Genomic DNA, 16290 nt, shown 5'->3' on the forward strand with positions numbered 1-16290 from the left:
ATCAAGCCAGCCCGCTGAGCTCCCGCACATAGGTTTGCAGCCGGTCGATCTCGTAGTCCTCGCGCGCCAGCGTCTTCGGGTTCCAGAGGCTGCGGCCCTCGCGGTTGACCAGATTGCCGCCATAGACATGGATCGCCGACGAGCGGGTCGGCAGCGGGTTGTGGATCGCGTGAATGTCGTCGGCACTGAGGCGGCAGATATCGCCGGCGCGCAGCAGCCGCTCGGCGACCGGCTCGGGCTTGCCGCCGGCATCGCTGAAAAACCGGTTGTGCTCCTGGCCGTCATAGACGCCGATCACCGCCCACATGCAGTGATTGTGGATCGGCGAGCGCAGGCCGGGCGGCGTCGCGATCTGCACCACGGTCAGCTCTTCGTCGTTGTAGATCATCCGGTCTTGCAGCGACGGCCCGCGCACCCGCTGGGCGAACGCGGCATCGAGGCCGGCGGGATCGGCGATGGCGTCTTTCACCAACACTTCGACGGCACCGGCCGGATCGCGGGACCGCAGGGCGGCGCGGCAATCGGCAACGAAACGGTCCAGATCGACCATGGCGGAGTCTCCTTCCTGTGCAACCGATAGTCTCGCCGGCGGGCGGGGGTAGCGCAAGCCCGGTCTGTGTTCCCCGGCCGGCGCGGCGCGCCCGTGTTCCCCGGACGGTGCGGAGCGCCGATCCGGGGCCGCTCGCGGCGTGCGAACACGGACGGCGGCGGTGTTCGAATGCAGACGCCGGTCCCGGCCCGCCGCTCCGCAGCGGCCGGGATTCAGGCGGCGGTTCCGCGGCGGCCGGGATGCAGCAGGCGCAGGGCCGCGGCCCTCGCTTCCTCGGTCACCGTCTCGCCCGCCAGCATGCGGGCGATTTCCTCATGCCGGTCGGAGTCGGCCAGCCGGTCGACCTGGGTGCGGCTGCGGCCGTCCTGCTCCGCCTTGCGCACATGGAGGTGATGGCGGCCGCGCGCGGCCACCTGGGGCGAGTGGGTGACCACCAGCACCTGAACCTCCTCGCCCAGGCGGGCCAGGCGCTCGCCGACGGCGGCGGCGGTGGCGCCGCCGATGCCGGCATCGACCTCGTCGAATACCAAGGTGCCGACCGGGTCGGCGGCGGCCAGCACGACCTTCAGCGCCAGCAGGAAGCGGGCGCGCTCGCCGCCGGAGGCGATGCGCTCGATCGGGCCGAAGGGCATGCCCGGATTGGTGCGGACGGCAAACCGCACCCGGTCGCGGCCGTGCGTGCTCCACTGTTCCGGCGCCAGATCTTCGATATCGGTGCGGAAGGCGGCCTTTTCGAGCCTGAGCGGCGCCAGTTCGCCGGCAACGGCGGCGTCCAGCCGGCCGGCCGCCTCGCGACGGGCGTCGGAGAGAGCCGCGGCGCGGGCTTCGAACGCAGCGCGGGCCGCGGCGGCGGCCTGTTCGGCCTCGGCCAGGGCCTGGTCGGCCCGCTCCAGGGCCTCCAGATTGGCCGCCAGTTGCGCCTGCACCGCCGCCAACTGGTCCGGCTCGCAGCGGTGCTTGCGGGCCAGGTCGCGCAGGGCGAACAGCCGGGTTTCCACCGCATCCAGGCGCGAGCCGTCCAGGTCGACCCCGTGCGCCAGTTCGTCGATGGCGTTCAGCGCCTCGTCGAATTCGATGGCCGCCCGGTCCAGGGCTTGCAGCGCCGGGTCGAACCGGTCGCCCACCTTGTCGGCCGAGCGCTCCAGCGCCCGCATGGCCGCGCGCAGGGCGTTGGCGACGTCGGTCTTGCCGGAAACGGCGCCGCGGGCGCCCTGAATGGCCTCCAGAATGCGTTCCTGGGCTTGCAGGAAGCGCCGTTCCTCCGCCAGCTTGCTGGCCTCGTCCGCTTCGGGGCCAAGCTTGTCGAGTTCCTCCAGGGCGTGGCGCAGCCAGTCGGCATCGCCGTGCGAGGCGGCCAGCGCCGCCTGCTGGTCCTGCCACGCCTTGACCTGCGCCTGCCAGTCGCGCCAGGCGGCGGCAACGGCGCCGCTCTCCGCCTCCAGGCCGCCGAAGGCGTCCAGCAGGTCGCGATGGCCGGCGGGGTCGGTGAGGCCGCCGGAGTCGAACTGGCCCTGCACCTCCACCAGCCGCTCGCCGATCCGGCGCAGCAGGCCGGCCGACACGGGCTGGTCGTTGACGAAGGCGCGGCTGCGGCCCTCGGCGGACAGCACGCGGCGCAGCACCAGCCGGTCCTCGCCGGGCTCCAGTTCCACGCCGGTCTCGGCCAGCAGCGGCTCCACCAGCGCCAGCGCCCGGTCGCCGAACACCGCGGTGACGATGGCGCGGTCGGCCCCCGCCTGCACCAGGCCCGCATCGGCGCGGGCACCCAGTACCAGGCCCAGGGAATCGAGCAGGATGGACTTGCCGGCGCCGGTCTCGCCGGTCAGCACGCCCAGCCCGTCGGCAAAATCGAGGGTCAGATCGTCGATCAACGCGATCCGCTTGATGGCCAGCTGTCGCAGCATGGCCGCCCGACCGCTCAGGAACTGCCGCCGAACAGCCGGCCGAGCCAGCCGCGGCCCTGATCGTTCCAGTAGGTCAGGGCCTGTTCCGCGTCGTTGGCGTTCTTGGCGGCCAGGTCGCGCTCGGTCTGGGTCTCGCCCAGCCGCTCCACCGTGCGCCAATAGGTCAGCGCCGTTTCCGCCAGTTGGCGCTCCAACTGGCGTTTGCTGTCGGCGTTGTCGGGCTCGTTCAGCGCCAGATCCAGCAGATCGGCGCGCGCCTGCCAGTAGTCACCGGCCTTGCTGGCGATTTCGGCATTGTTGGCCGCGCGCTCACGCTCCTGGTCGTTCGTGGCCCCGTCGGCTGCCTTCTGCCAGGCGGCGGCCGCCGTTTTCGCGGTCTGCACATGGCCGTTTGCGGCGTCCAACTGGCTCTGAACCTTCTGGTGCACCGCAGGCGACGCCAGGGTTTCGGCGGCTTGCGCCGGCTGTGCCGGTTGCGTCCCCGGCGTCGGCAAGGCCGCATCCGCGGCGGCACCTGCCGCGCCGGCGACACCTGCGGCACCCGCGGCACCGGCAACGCCAGCAGCATTGGCGGCGTCCGCCGCGCCGGCAGCGGCGGCCTTCGCCGTGTCGTCCTGCTCGGCCTGGGCGTCACCGCCGCCCAGCGTGGCGAAGGTCGGGCCGGTCGATTCCAGCGGCGTGGTCAGGTCCTGCTTGCGTTCGGGCTCGGCATCCAGATCGACGACGCCGATCGTGTGCGAGGGGACCACCAGATAATCCCAGGTGCGGTCCAGGAAGCCGCGGTCGTCGTACTCCGCCTTGACCCTGACCCGCTTGCCGGTCAGCAGGAAATAGCTGTCGGAATACCATTGCGATCCGGGGAAATTGTATCCCAGCACGGCGGCGGTTTTCTCGGCCTCCTCGTGCAGGCCGAGCGACGTGTAGGCCTCGACCAACCGGTGCAGGGCTTCGGGCACATGGCTGGTGGTCTGGTAGTCGCGCAGCACGCTGCGGAAGCGGTTGATCGCCGCCAGCGGCTCGCCGCTGCGCAGATAGAACCGGCCGATGGACATATCCTTGCCGGCCAGGTGGTCGAACGCCAGGTCGCGCTTGAGCTGGGCGTCGCGGGCATAGACCGAGTCGGGGAAGCGGCGATAGACGTCGTTCAGCGCCTGCAGCGCCTTGGCGGTGATGGCCTGGTCCCGCTGCACGTCGACGATCTGTTCGTAATAGGCCAGGGCCTTCAGATAATAGGCGTAGGGCGCGTCTTCGTGGTTCGGGTGGAGTTGGATGAAGCGGTCGATATTGATGATCGCGTCGTCGTACTCGTCCGCCTCGAAATGGGCATAGGCGCCCATGATCTGGGCTCGCGGCGCCCAGATCGAGAACGGGTGCTGCCGCTCCACTTCCTCGAATTGCTTGGCCGCGTCCTTGTAATTGCCCTGGGCCATGTCATCGAGGCCGGCATTGTAGAGCGAGGTGACCGGTTTTTCCTGATACACCGGTTTTTCGTCACTGCTGCAGCCAGCAAGGAGGGCGGCGCTCAGGCCAAACACGACGGCATAGCGCCGGCAGGATTGCAGAACGCCAAGTGGGGAGCGCCGGTCGGACACGGTTCCTGTTCAATCCCATTGCTACGGGGCCCGGAGGACAGGGCAGAAGCGAACCGCTTGTTTAGCGCGGATTCCGGCTGGCGGGCAACCGCCGACCGCCGTCCGGTGCGCGTCAGAGCGACCGGGCTGCGGGACGGTCCGGCGTGGCCGTCCATTCGAAGGCGGCCGGGTCGGCCATCAACGCCCGCAGCAGCTGGTTGTTCAGCTTGTGGCCGGGCTGATTGCCGACATAGCGACCGAGGAACGGGCCGCCGGCCAGATACAGGTCGCCGACCGCATCCAGCGCCTTGTGACGCACGAATTCGTCCGCAAACCGCAGGCCGCCGGGGTTCAGAATCGCGTCGTCCTGGATCACCACCGCATTGTCGAGCGAGCCGCCGCGCGCCAGCCCCTGGCTCTGCAAATAGGCGACCTCGTGCGCGAAGCCGAAGGTGCGGGCCCGCGCCAGGTCCGTCTTGAACCGCATGCCGGAGAGCGGCAGGGCGATCCGCTGGTGGCCGATCGCGGGGCTTTCGAAGTCGATTGTCACGTCCATGCTGGTCCGCGACGCCGGCAGGAAGGCCGCGAATTTCGGGCCGTCCTCGACCCGGACCGGCTTGCGAATGCGCAACAAGGGGCGGGGCTTCGGCTGGAACGCGATGCCGGCGCACTCGATCAGGAACAGGAAGGGGCCGGAGCTGCCGTCCATGGCCGGCGGTTCGGCCGCGTCCAGTTCGACCACGACATTGTCGACCCCGGCGGCGGCCAGGGCCGCAACCAGATGCTCCACCGTCGCCACGCGGACGCCGTGGCGGTTGCTGACCGCGGTGCAAAGCGTCGTGTCGGACACGGCGTCCCAGCGCCCCTCGACCCAGGCGGTCTCGGGCGCCACGTCGGTGCGGAAAAAGCGGATGCCGCTGTCGACCGGGCCCGGCTTCAGGGTCAGGTTGACCACCTGCCCGCTATGCAGGCCCGTGCCCGAGCAGTGCACCGGGTGGCGGAGCGTGGTCTGATGGCCCGGCGCGAAGGCGTGCGTTGCGACGGCGAAATCCACGGACAGGCAGTCCGCCTCGGCGCAGGCATCGCTGCCGCCGAAAACCATGCTGTTCGTTGCCAAACCGTCCATCATCATCACTCGCTTTCATTGAAACGGCGCCGGCTTTCCCTCGACGGACGCGTTTCACTTCGCTCGGTAACTTCCGTGTCGCCCCTCGCAACGGGCCGGGCTCCGATGCTCCGGTCGCCGGCAGGCGAACACAGTGCGGTGACGGGGTAGGAAGCCGACTGCAAACCCAGTCGCGTCGTCCCTTGGGGACTGTATCACCGCGTATTTCTTCTTCCTGTTGCTCTACGGGGTTTTCGGGAAGGGAACAAATCACGGTTTGTTACGCAATGTTGCGGAGAATCACAGGGATTCTGCGGAGTTAAACGCAAACCGCCTCCGGCGACGGGCCCGTCGCCGGAGGCGGTCCGACAATCGTCCGGCTATCGGGCCTGACGGCGCAGAAATGCTGGAATTTCAAGCATATCCTCGGGCGGCTGTGAGGAATGCACCGGATTGGGCGAAGCCGGCGCCGGTGCCTGCTTCGGCAGGACATGAACCGTGGCGTCGTCCGCGGCCGGGCGCGGTTGGGCCGGCGCCGGCGGGGCTTCGGCCTTGCGCCCGAACAATCCGCCGAGCCCCGGACGGTTGGCCGGGGCCGATTCGCCGCCGGAGCCTGCCGCAGCCGGGGCGTGGACAGCGGTCCGCATCGGGGCGTCCTGGCCTTGCGGCGGCCGCGCCGGCGAGGCGGCGACGAAGGATTCGCCCGGTCTGGTTGCCGGCATCGGCCGTGGCTTGAGCTTGCCGCCGAACAGGGACCAGCGCCCCGGCCGGTCGTTCGGTTCCGCCGCGGCGGCGGCCGGCGGAGCCGCGGCCGGAGCCATGGGTTGTGCCGCGGGCTGAGCCGTTGGCTGTGCCATGGGCTGCGGCGGAGCGGCCGGGGGAATCTGGGCGCCGCGCGGCAGGACGATCACGTCGTCGGACGTGGCCGGCGCCTCGGGTGCGGCCGGCGCGGCGGGAGCGGGCGCTTCCGCCTGGGGCGCCGGCGCGGCTTCCGCCTGCGCAGTCGGCTTCGGCAGGTCGAGCGGCGCCGGAATGCCGTCGATCCCGGTCGCGACCACGCTCACCCGCACCGTGCCTTCGGCCTGTTCGTCGAAGGTGGCGCCGAAAATGATATTCGCCTCCGGGTCGACCTCGTCGCGGATGCGGTTCGCGGCCTCGTCGACCTCGAACAGCGTCATGTCGCTGCCGCCGGTGATGTTGATCAGCACGCCGCGCGCGCCCTTCATGGAGGCGTCGTCCAGCAGCGGGTTGGAGATCGCGGCCTCGGCCGCCTGCACCGCCCGGTGCTCGCCGGTGGCCTCGCCGGTGCCCATCATGGCCTTGCCCATTTCGCGCATGACCGCGCGAATGTCGGCGAAGTCCAGATTGATCAGGCCCGGCTTGACCATCAGGTCGGTGACGCCGCGCACACCGGAATGCAGCACGTCGTCCGCCAGTTGGAAGGCATCGGCAAAGGTGGTCTTGTCGTTGGCGATGCGGAACAGGTTCTGGTTCGGGATGACGATCAGCGTGTCCACATAGCTGGACAATTCGTCGATCCCGGCGTCGGCCGTGCGCATGCGGTGGCGGCCTTCGAAATGGAACGGCTTGGTCACCACGCCCACGGTCAGGATGCCGTGCTCGCGCGCGGCCCGGGCGATCACCGGGGCCGCACCGGTGCCGGTGCCGCCGCCCATGCCGGCGGTGATGAAGACCATGTGCGTGCCTTCCAGGTGCGCCATGATCTCGTCCAGCACCTCTTCCGCCGCGGCGCGGCCCACATCGGGGCGCGAGCCGGCACCGAGGCCGTGGGTGATGTTCAGGCCCAGCTGGATCTTGTGGTCGGCCTGGTTCGCGCGCAGCGCCTGGCTGTCGGTGTTGGCCGCCATGAACTCGACGCCGGTGAGGTGGCTGCGGATCATGTTGTTGACCGCATTGCCGCCTGCGCCACCGACTCCGATCACGGTGATATTCGGGCGCAGATCATCGATCTGGTCGGGCAAGGAGAGGTCGAGTGTCATGGGCAATCTCCCAGGTGGGCAAGGGGTGGACCGGCGACCGCGAAGGGGACGGGATTCGCGGCCGGGCGAAAGGGAAGCAGGAGAGAAAGGCGGCGATGTGGCATGGTCTAGCGCAGGCTCCGCATCCAGCCAGTGACGCGATCGAGCATGCCGGTTTTCTCCCCGTGGCTGGCGCCGGCGGCCAGAAGGCTCGCGCGGCGGCGTTGCGCAAACAGGATCAATCCCACGGCGCCGGCAAAGGCGGGATTGTCAGCCATATCCGCCAGGCCGGCGACCCCTGAAGGGCGACCGATTCGAACGCGCTTGTCCAGCATCTGGCCCGCAAGCTCCCGCAGGCCGTGCAATTGGCTGCCGCCGCCCGTCAGCACCAGGGCGCCGCCGGAGAATCGGGCCGCGCCGCTTTTGGCGATCCGGTCGTGCGCCAGCTCCAGAATTTCCTCGATCCGGGCCTGGATGATGCGCACCAGCAGGGCGCGCGGCGCCTGCATGGTTCCAACCTCGCCCTCGTCACCCAGCGGCTGGATGTCGAGGAAATCCCGCGCGTCGCTGGCGGCCGAAAGGCAGGAGCCCTGCAGGGTTTTGAGCCGCTCCGCCTGGGCCAGTGGCGTGCTAAGGCCCTGGGCGATATCCTGGGTGACGTGGCCGCCGCCGACCGGCAGGCTGTCGCAGAAAATCAGTTCGTTGTCGTAAAACACCGCGATGTCGGTGCTGCCAGCGCCCATGTCGATGACGGTGATGCCCAGCTCGCGCTCGTCCGCATGCAGGACCGCGAGGCCGGCGGCGAAGCCTGAGGCGACGATGCTCTGCGCTTCCAGATGGGTGCGGGCCACCGCGGTGCGCAGGGTGCGGATGGCGGATTCGTGGCAGGTGACCGCCACCGTGTCCAGCGCCAGCCTCTGGCCGAACAGCCCGCGCGGATCGGGAATGCCGCGATTGCCGTCCACCGTATAGCCGAGCGGCAGGAAGTGCAGTTCGGCCCGCCCCGCGCCCGGCAGGGCTTCGCGGCTTTTGCCGATGACCCGGTTCAGTTCCGCCGTACCGATGGCCTGGGTGCCGAGCAGCACGACGGCCTGGCGTTGCTCCGAGGCGATGCCGCCGCACGAAAGGTTGACGATCACCCGGTCGATGGATTCGCGCGCCATCGCCTCGGCCGCCTCGACCACGCTGCCGGCGCAGAGCCCCGCCGCTTCCAGGTCGATGATCGCGCCATTGCGCACGCCCTTGCTGGCGCGGGTCGCCGTACCCAGCACCCGGAGCCGCCCCTGCGCGTCGGCGCGGGCAATGATGCAACTGGTCTTGGCGGTGCCGATATCCAGGGCGGCCATGAGGCCGAGCGGCGGGGTGACGGACATGACGGGCACGGTCTCCCTTAAGACCCGGCGTTTTCGATGGCCATGCGCAGGCGCATGCCCGGCGGCAGGCGGAACGCCCATTGCCGGGGATTGCGGGTGTCGACGGCCAGGATGTTGCGGCGCAGCAGCCCGTGCTCGGCATCGAGCGCGGCGAGCCGGGTCCAGGCGGCATCGGGCTGCCGCTCCGGCAGGCGGACCCAGACCCGGTCGTCGATGCGCACGTCCCAGCGCCGCTGGCCCAGATAGGTGGCGGCGGTCACCCGCGCGGCCAGCGCCGGTTCCGTGTTCAGCGTCCGCAACAAGGCGGGGGCGGCGGCGGCGGCGCCCGGCCCGGTCACGGTCGGCAGTTCGGCGAACGGGGAGAGGGCGGCGCCGGGAATCTCCCGGCCCGTGGTGTCGATCAGGCTGAGCCTGCCGCTGCGCTGGAGCAGCACGGCCGGCTCCCGCTCCACCACGCGCACGATCAGATGGTCCGGCAGCGCGCGTTCGACCGAGGCGACACGGACCCAGGGCAGGGCCTCCACCCGCTGGCGCAACGCGCCCAGATCCAGGTCCAGCAACGGCGTGCCCGGCTCGACCTTCAGGGCCGCGCGCAGCGCCGCGGCTTCGGTTTCGTGCCGGCCGTAGGCGGTGACGCCGGCAACCCGGAAGCCGGCATCGGCCACCTGGCGGTCCGCCCAGGCATCGAGCCGCGCCCACTGACCGTCCAGCCAGCCGGAGCGGGACAGGTGCGAGACCGTGGCCAGATACCCGGCCACCAGCCCGACCGCAAGCAGGGCGAACACGGCGCGGCGGGCCCAGCGGGGCAGGGCCGCCCGCTGGCGCGACGGGCGCAGGCGAAGCAGGGTCAGCAGGCGGCGCATCGGGCTCCCTCCATCAGGCGGGCGACCAGGGTCGGGAAGTCGACGCCGGCATGGGCCGCGATTTCCGGCACCAGCGAGGTGGGCGTCATGCCCGGCTGGGTGTTGGTTTCGAGGATATAGATCCGTCCGTCCGGTGCGCCCGGCATGGCCGTGTCGTCATAGCGGAAGTCGGACCGCGAAACGCCCCGGCAGCCCAGCGCCCGATGCGCGGCCAGCGAGGCGGCCCGCACCTCCGTCGCCACCGCCGCCGGCACCGGCGCCGGCACCAGATGCACGCTGCCGCCGTCGGCGTATTTGCTGTCATAGGTGTAGAAGGCGTCGCGCGGGCGGATTTCCAGCGGCGGCAGGGCGGCGGCCATGCCGTCCGCGTCTTCCAGCACCGCGCAGGTCAGTTCCCGGCCGGGAATATAGGCTTCCACCAGCACGTCGCCGCCGAACGGCCAGTCGGCCGGCAGGGCGCGGTTGTCGCCGGCGCGGACAATGTGCACGCCGACGCTGGAGCCCTCCGCCACCGGCTTGATGACGAACGGTGCGGGCAGGGCCGTCAGGGCCTGGTCCAGGGGGGCGACCCGGCCCGCCGGCACGCGCAGGCCGATCCGCTCGAACAGGTCCCGGCTCGCCGCCTTGTCGATGGCGGTGGCCGACGCCCGCACGCCGGAATGGCTGTAGGGCACGCCCAGCAGGTCGAGCAGGCCCTGGACCGTGCCATCCTCGCCATGGCGGCCGTGCAGGGCGTTGAACACGGCTTCGGGTGCCTCCGGCCCGCTCAGCGCCGCCACCAGGGCGGCGACATCGCCGGTGAAGTCGATCTCGGTCACACGATAGCGCTGGCCGAGCGCGTCGGCGCAGCCGCGGCCGCTGGACAGCGAGACTTCGCGTTCGGCCGAGGTGCCGCCCATCAGCACGGCGATATGCCGGAACCGCTGGCTCATGCGCACGCCTCCCGCACCGCCATCGTGGCCGGCTCGCCGATGCGCTTGATCTCCCAGGTGAGGTCGATGCCCGTGGCCGCCCGCACCCGTTCGCGCACCGTCTCGCCCAGGCGTTCCAGGTCGGCCGCCGATGCGGAGCCGGTGTTGATCATGAAATTGCAGTGTTTTTCGCTCATTTGCGCCCCGCCGATCCGCAGGCCGCGCCCGCCGGCGGCGTCGATCAACTCCCACGCCTTGTGCGCGGGCGGGTTGCGGAAGGTGCTGCCGCCGGTGGCCGAGCCGATGGGCTGGCTGTCGGCACGCGCGGCGGCGATCCGCTCCATGTCCGCGTCGATGTCGGCGGCGCCGGGTTCGCCGCGGAAACGGGCGCGCACGAAGATCCAGTCGGCCGGCAGGTCGCAATGGCGGTAGGCATAGCCCAGGTCGGCCGGGACGAGGCGATGCAGGCGGCCCGCCGGGTCCAGCGCCTCGGCCCAGTCCAGCACGTCCTTGGTCTCGCCGCCATAGGCGCCCGCATTCATCCGCAGCGCGCCGCCGACCGTTCCCGGAATGCCGGAGAGAAAGGCCAGCCGTCCCAGGCCGGCCATTTGCGCCTGCCGGGCCAGGTTGGCGCAGAGTGCGCCCGCACCGGCAACCAAGCCGTCCGCGCCGTCCCGCGCAATGCCCGCGAACCCGCGGCCGAGCCGCACCACCACGCCGCGAATGCCGCCGTCGCGCACCAGCGTGTTGGAGGCGACGCCCAGCACCGTCACCGGCACATCGGCCGGCTTGTGCCGCAGGAAATCCCGCAGGTCGTCCAGATCGTCCGGCCGGAACAGCACCTCGGCCGGGCCGCCGACCTTGAACCAGGTCGACGGCGCCAGCGGTGCGTCCGCGCGCAGACGGCCGCGCACCGGCGGCAGGCGGTCGAGCAGGGCGCTCATGGCGAGCCTCCCGCGTCCAGCAGGGCCTGCAACTCGCCCGGCAGCGCGGCGGCCCAGCGGGTGATGCTGCCGGCGCCCAGGCAGATGACCATGTCGCCCGGCCCGGCCAGGTCCAGCACCCGCGCCGCCAGATCGGTCGGCCCGTCGATCGTGTCGGCGCCGCGATGGCCATGGGCCCGCAGCCCTTCGACCAGCGTTTCGTGGCTGATGCCGTCGCGCGGCTGTTCGCCGGCGGCATAGACCGGGGCCACCAGCACGTGCTCGGCATCGTTGAAACAGGTGCAGAAGTCCTCGAACAGGTCGGCGAGCCGCGAATAGCGGTGCGGCTGCACCACGGCGATCACCTGGCCCGCGCTGGCGCTGCGCGCCGCCTGCAGCACGGCGGCGATTTCCACCGGGTGGTGGCCGTAGTCGTCGATGACGGTGATGCCGCCGGCCTCGCCGACGCGGGTGAAGCGGCGTTTCACGCCGGCAAAGCCCGCCAGCCCCGCCCGGATCGCGTCGGCGCCGATCTCCAGGCGCAGCGCGACCGCGACCGCGGCCATGGCGTTCTGGACATTGTGGTTGCCGACCATCGGCAGGCTCAGCCCGTCCAGATGCTGCGGCTCTGCGTCCGGCGTCGGCCGGTATTCGACGTCGAAGCGCACGCCATCGGCCGAAACCGACCGGATCACGCCATAGACGTCCGCCTGGCGGTTGAAGCCATAGGTGACGATGCGCCGGTCCTGCACCCGCGCCGCCAGCGCCTGCACCTCCGGATGGTCCAGGCAGAGCGCGGCAAAGCCGTAGAAGGGGATGTTCTCGACAAAGCTGTGAAAGGCCTCGCGCACGGCATCGAAGCTGCCGTAATGCTCCATATGCTCCGGGTCGATATTGGTGACGATGGCGGCGGTGGCGGGCAGGCGCAGGAAGGTGCCGTCGCTCTCGTCCGCCTCCACCACCATCCAGTCGCCGGAGCCGAGATGCGCGTTGGTGCCATAGGCGTTGAGGATGCCGCCATTGATCACCGTCGGGTCGAACCCGCCGGCGGCCAGCAGGCTGGCGACCAGCGAGGTGGTGGTGGTCTTGCCGTGGGTGCCGGCGATGGCAATGGACCATTTCAGGCGCATCAACTCGGCCAGCATGTCGGCGCGGCGCACCACCGGCAGGCGGCGCTCGCGGGCGGCGATCACCTCCGGATTGCGCGGGTCGATGGCCGACGAGACCACCAGCACGGCGGCCTCGCCCAGATTCTCCGCCGCATGGCCGATGCAGACCGGAACGCCCAGCGCTTCCAGGCGTTCGGTGTTGGCGCCGGCGGCGATGTCGCTGCCCTGCACCCGATAGCCCAGATTGTGCATGATCTCGGCAATGCCGCTCATGCCGATGCCGCCAATGCCGACGAAATGCAGCACGCCGATTTCGAACGGCAGGCGGGCCACCGCCTGGGGCGCGTCGCTCGATGGAGAGGGGGAAGCGGAGGGGGAAAGGGTCATGGCGCAAGGCTCCGCAGCGCCGCTCCGGGCGCTGTTTTTGCCGGAACCAACAGCGATTCGGCCAGGTCCGCCAGCCGTTCGGCTGCGTCGGTCCGTCCCAGGCTGTGGGCAAGTTCCGCCCGCGCGGCGATGCAGTCCGGCAGGGTCAGCACGGTTTCCAGGCGTCGGGCCAGCGCTTCGGCGGTGAAGGCCGGTTGCGGCATCAGCCAGGCCGCGCCGGCCGCATCGATGGCGCGGGCATTGGCGGTCTGGTGGTCGTCCATGGCGTGCGGGTAGGGGACCAGCACCGCCGGCCGGCCAATGGTCAGCAGTTCGGCGATGGTGGAGGCGCCGGCGCGGGCGATCACCAACTGGCTCGCGGCCATGCGCGCCGGCAGGTCGTCGAAGAAGGGCGCAACCTCCACATCCATGGCGAGATCGCCATAGGCGGCGCGCACCGCAGTCTCGTCCTCCGGCCGGGCCTGCTGCACGATCCGCAGGCGCCGGCGCAGATTGGCCGGCAACAGGGCGCAGGCGGCAGGGACGGTTTCCGCGAACGCATGCGCCCCCTGGCTGCCGCCGAACACCAGCAGATGGAACGGTTCCTCATCCGCCGACGGGCGATAGGGACGGGCGCGCGCCGCGACCACGGCCGGGCGCACCGGAATGCCGGTGAAGCGGTGGGCGGCGCTGCCCAGCGCCTCGACCTCGGGAAAGGCGGTGGCCACCACCCGCGCCATGCCGGCCAGGCGCCGGTTGGCCCGGCCCAGCACGGCGTTCTGCTCGACCAGCACCACCGGCACGCCCAGCAGCCGGGCCGCCAGCACCGGCGGCACGCTCGGATAGCCGCCGAAGCCCACCAGCAGGCGCACCCGGTCGCGCTTCAGGTGCCAGGCGGCCGCCAGCACGCCCATGCCCAACCGGACCGCGCCCAGCGCCCGGGCGACCGGCCCGCCGCTGAGGCGCGTCGCGGGCACGGCACGGACGTCGACGCCGCTCTGGAACCGGGCGCCGCGGGCGTCGGTCAGCACGCTCACCCGATGGCCGCGCTGCACCAGCGCATCGGCTAGCGCCACCGCCGCGAACAGGTGCCCGCCGGTGCCGCCGGCGGCCAGCGCGATGTTGGAGGTCGGCGCCGTCATACGCGGTCCTCCGGCTCATAGCCGATGCGCCGGCGGGTCAGCGCCAGCAGAAAGCCCATACTGACCGCCACCGCCAGCATGGAGCTGCCGCCATAGCTGACAAAGGGCAGGGTCATGCCCTTGGCGGGGATCAGTTCCAGGGCGGAGGCCATGTTGATCATCGCCTGCATGGCAAAGCTCACCAGCAGGCCGGCGGCGGCGACGCTCACGAACAGGCTGCGCGTGTGCGCCACCCGCAACAGGCCGCGGAACACCACGACGGCGATCAACGCCACCAGCACCAGACAGAGCGCCGCGCCGAACTCCTCGCCGGCCACCGCCAGCACGAAGTCCGCATGGGCGTCCGGCAACTGGGTTTTGAGGGCGCCGTTGCCGGGCCCGACCCCGAACCAGCCGCCGCTTTCGAACGCGGCGATGGACTTGTCGATCTGGTAGGTGTCGCCGGCGGCGGGGTTCAGGAAACGGTCGATGCGGCTTTGCACGTGATCGAAGGTGAAATAGGCGAACACGAACCCGGCCAGCCCCAGGCTGCCCAGCGCCGCGGTCGCTGCGACGGGCAGGCCGGCCAGGAAGAATTGCGCCATCCAGACGGTGACGATCACCACGGTCATGCCGATATCGGGCTGGCTCACCATCAGCAGCACGGTCACGACCAGCAGGGCGATATTCGCCAGCAGATAGCGCCATTGCTTGGTTTGCTGAAAGAGCGCGAACAGCCAGGCGCCGGCCACCGCCAGGGCCGGTTTCATGAACTCGGAGGGCTGGAGCGTGAGGCCGGCAAGGCTGACCCAGCGCCGGGCGCCCTTGGCCTCGACGCCGACCAGCAGCACCATCACCAGCAGCAACAGGGTCAGCGCCACCAGCCCGGCCGCGCACCATCGCACCTCGCGCGGACCCAGCAGCGACGCCGAGACCAGGATCATCACCGCCAACGGCGCATACACCAGATGCCGGCGGACGAAATGGAACGGATCATAGCCGATGGTATCCGACACGCCGGGGCTGCCGGAGACGATCAGCACCACGCCGATGCCGATCAGCGACAGCAGGGCGGCCAGGGTCCAGCGGTCGACCGTCCACCACCAACGGCCGACAATGCTACGGTCGGTGCGGGCGAACGGGGTCATGGCCGGTGCTCCTCCAACGCGAGAACGGCGGCGCGAAAGGCATCGCCCCGGGCCTCGAAATTCGGCCACTGGTCGAACGAGGCGCAGGCCGGCGACAGCAGCACCGTGCTGGGCTGCGGGTCCGCCTGTGCCGCCGCATGGGCCGCCGCCAGCGCCGGGATCAGGTCACCTTCCAGGGAATGGGGGATGGCTGCAGCCTCCAGGGTTGTCGCAAACGCGCGGGCGGACTCTCCGATCAGAAATGCGTGCGCGACTCGTCCGAATAGAGATGTCAAGGGGACGATGCCGCCCGCTTTTGCCAACCCCCCGATAATCCAGTAGATTCTGGGATAGCAAACCAGCGCCTTGGCGGTTGATTCGGCGTTGGTCGCCTTCGAGTCGTTGACATAGTCCACATGACCGATTCGCCGCACCCTTTCCTGACGGTGCGCCAGACCCGGAAACGCGGCGAGGCCGGCCGCGATGGCTTCGGCCGGCAATCCCAGCGTCAGCGCGGCCGCGGCCACCGCCGCCGCGTTCTCGGCATTGTGGTCGCCGGGCAGGGCGCGGCAGTCGGCAAGGCGCGCCACCGTCCGGGGTTCCCCGTCGATGGCGGAGACCAGGTGCCCGTCGGCGACGCCGACGCCGCCCTCCGGCAGACGGGTGCCGGACACCGGGATCACGCGCCGGCCTTCGGCCGCGGCACGCGCCGCTTCGGCCCGGCCGAAGGCGCCGTCGGTGCCGATCACCGCCACATCGCCCGGCCGGGTGTGGCGCCACAACCGTGCCTTCGCGCTCGCATAGCCGTGCAGGCCGCCATGGCGGTCCAGATGATCCGGCGTCAGGTTCAGCCAGAGGCCGATGCGGAAATGGGCGCTTCGGCAGAGTTCCAACTGATAGGAGGACAGTTCCAGCACATAGACGCCGTCACCGCCCAGCGGCGGCAGGTCGAGGGCCGCGGCGCCGATATTGCCGCCGGCAATGGCGGGGCGTCCGGCCGTCTGCAACACATGGGCCAGCAGCGCGGTCGTGGTCGACTTGCCGTTGGTGCCGGTGACGCCCACCAGGGTCGCGCCGGTGCCGGCCTCGGCCAGCAGGTCGATGTCGCAGACCAGCGGGCAGCCTTCCCGGACGGCGCGCACGGCCACCGCGTGCGGGGCCGGATGCTCGAACGGAATGCCGGGGCTCCAGACCATGCCCTCCAGGGCGGGCCAGGGGCCTTGCGCGAAGTCGTGGCGCTGGCTGCCTTCCGGCACCGTATCGGCCTTGTCGTCCCAGGCCAGCACCTCGGCACCGCTGGCGGCGAGCGCCCGTGCGGCGGCCCGGCCGGACTTGCCGAGGCCCATGACGCCGAAGCGTTTGCCCCTGGTTTGCGGCAGCGGGATCAT

The 16290-nt window shown here is 70.8% G+C and carries 13 protein-coding genes; all 13 read right to left on the minus strand.

The features are described from left to right. Nucleotide 1: 1 nt before the first annotated feature. The 13 genes from H6844_05785 to H6844_05845 all read right to left on the minus strand — a co-directional run bounded on the left by H6844_05785 (nucleotide 2) and on the right by H6844_05845 (nucleotide 16290). Complete coding sequence (locus H6844_05785; GenBank protein ID MCB9928911.1) at nucleotides 2-550, minus strand: hypothetical protein; 549 nt, start codon at nucleotides 548-550, stop codon at nucleotides 2-4. A gap of 212 nt (nucleotides 551-762) precedes the next feature. Further along, a complete protein-coding gene (gene recN, locus H6844_05790) occupies nucleotides 763-2454 on the minus strand; it encodes a DNA repair protein RecN (GenBank protein ID MCB9928912.1) in 1692 nt (563 codons plus the stop codon). Nucleotides 2455-2468: 14 nt separating this feature from the next. Next, entirely contained in the window at nucleotides 2469-4016 is a 1548-nt protein-coding gene (locus H6844_05795; protein ID MCB9928913.1) for an outer membrane protein assembly factor BamD, read from the minus strand. A gap of 142 nt (nucleotides 4017-4158) precedes the next feature. Beyond that, nucleotides 4159-5127, minus strand: a complete 969-nt coding sequence (locus tag H6844_05800) for a UDP-3-O-acyl-N-acetylglucosamine deacetylase (GenBank protein MCB9928914.1) — start codon at nucleotides 5125-5127, stop codon at nucleotides 4159-4161. Nucleotides 5128-5510: 383 nt separating this feature from the next. After that, a complete protein-coding gene (gene ftsZ, locus H6844_05805; GenBank protein ID MCB9928915.1) occupies nucleotides 5511-7130 on the minus strand; it encodes a cell division protein FtsZ in 1620 nt (539 codons plus the stop codon). Nucleotides 7131-7237: 107 nt separating this feature from the next. Next, complete coding sequence (gene ftsA, locus H6844_05810; protein ID MCB9928916.1) at nucleotides 7238-8482, minus strand: cell division protein FtsA; 1245 nt, start codon at nucleotides 8480-8482, stop codon at nucleotides 7238-7240. A gap of 17 nt (nucleotides 8483-8499) precedes the next feature. Continuing rightward, entirely contained in the window at nucleotides 8500-9345 is an 846-nt protein-coding gene (locus H6844_05815; GenBank protein ID MCB9928917.1) for an FtsQ-type POTRA domain-containing protein, read from the minus strand. Next, nucleotides 9330-10277: a D-alanine--D-alanine ligase gene (locus tag H6844_05820; protein ID MCB9928918.1), complete on the minus strand. Its 948-nt coding sequence runs from the start codon at nucleotides 10275-10277 to the stop codon at nucleotides 9330-9332. The genes H6844_05815 and H6844_05820 overlap by 16 nt, the downstream gene beginning before the upstream one ends. Further along, entirely contained in the window at nucleotides 10274-11200 is a 927-nt protein-coding gene (murB, locus tag H6844_05825) for a UDP-N-acetylmuramate dehydrogenase (protein MCB9928919.1), read from the minus strand. Before murB ends, H6844_05820 begins: the two co-directional genes overlap by 4 nt. After that, nucleotides 11197-12675 (minus strand): UDP-N-acetylmuramate--L-alanine ligase, encoded by a 1479-nt coding sequence (locus H6844_05830; GenBank protein MCB9928920.1) that lies wholly within the window; start codon nucleotides 12673-12675, stop codon nucleotides 11197-11199. The genes murB and H6844_05830 overlap by 4 nt, the downstream gene beginning before the upstream one ends. Continuing rightward, a complete protein-coding gene (gene murG, locus H6844_05835) occupies nucleotides 12672-13796 on the minus strand; it encodes an undecaprenyldiphospho-muramoylpentapeptide beta-N-acetylglucosaminyltransferase (protein ID MCB9928921.1) in 1125 nt (374 codons plus the stop codon). The genes H6844_05830 and murG overlap by 4 nt, the downstream gene beginning before the upstream one ends. Continuing rightward, on the minus strand, nucleotides 13793-14923 hold the full coding sequence (locus H6844_05840) for a cell division protein FtsW (protein MCB9928922.1): 1131 nt from the start codon (nucleotides 14921-14923) through the stop codon (nucleotides 13793-13795). Before H6844_05840 ends, murG begins: the two co-directional genes overlap by 4 nt. Further along, entirely contained in the window at nucleotides 14920-16290 is a 1371-nt protein-coding gene (locus H6844_05845; protein MCB9928923.1) for a UDP-N-acetylmuramoyl-L-alanine--D-glutamate ligase, read from the minus strand. The genes H6844_05840 and H6844_05845 overlap by 4 nt, the downstream gene beginning before the upstream one ends.

Source organism: Alphaproteobacteria bacterium (genome assembly GCA_020638555.1).
GTDB lineage: Bacteria > Pseudomonadota > Alphaproteobacteria > Bin95 > Bin95 > JACKII01.

Bases quoted from the DNA above. Each gene is read 5' to 3' on its own strand.
- H6844_05845 (MCB9928923.1), bottom strand. From the start codon at position 16,290: ATGATCCCGCTGCCGCAAACCAGGGGCAAACGCTTCGGCGTCATGGGC.
- H6844_05840 (MCB9928922.1), bottom strand. From the start codon at position 14,923: ATGACCCCGTTCGCCCGCACCGACCGTAGCATTGTCGGCCGTTGGTGG.
- H6844_05830 (MCB9928920.1), bottom strand. From the start codon at position 12,675: ATGACCCTTTCCCCCTCCGCTTCCCCCTCTCCATCGAGCGACGCGCCC.
- ftsA (MCB9928916.1), bottom strand. From the start codon at position 8,482: ATGTCCGTCACCCCGCCGCTCGGCCTCATGGCCGCCCTGGATATCGGC.
- H6844_05800 (MCB9928914.1), bottom strand. From the start codon at position 5,127: ATGGTTTTCGGCGGCAGCGATGCCTGCGCCGAGGCGGACTGCCTGTCC.
- H6844_05815 (MCB9928917.1), bottom strand. From the start codon at position 9,345: ATGCGCCGCCTGCTGACCCTGCTTCGCCTGCGCCCGTCGCGCCAGCGG.
- murG (MCB9928921.1), bottom strand. From the start codon at position 13,796: ATGACGGCGCCGACCTCCAACATCGCGCTGGCCGCCGGCGGCACCGGC.
- murB (MCB9928919.1), bottom strand. From the start codon at position 11,200: ATGAGCGCCCTGCTCGACCGCCTGCCGCCGGTGCGCGGCCGTCTGCGC.
- H6844_05820 (MCB9928918.1), bottom strand. From the start codon at position 10,277: ATGAGCCAGCGGTTCCGGCATATCGCCGTGCTGATGGGCGGCACCTCG.
- ftsZ (MCB9928915.1), bottom strand. From the start codon at position 7,130: ATGACACTCGACCTCTCCTTGCCCGACCAGATCGATGATCTGCGCCCG.
- H6844_05785 (MCB9928911.1), bottom strand. From the start codon at position 550: ATGGTCGATCTGGACCGTTTCGTTGCCGATTGCCGCGCCGCCCTGCGG.
- recN (MCB9928912.1), bottom strand. From the start codon at position 2,454: ATGCTGCGACAGCTGGCCATCAAGCGGATCGCGTTGATCGACGATCTG.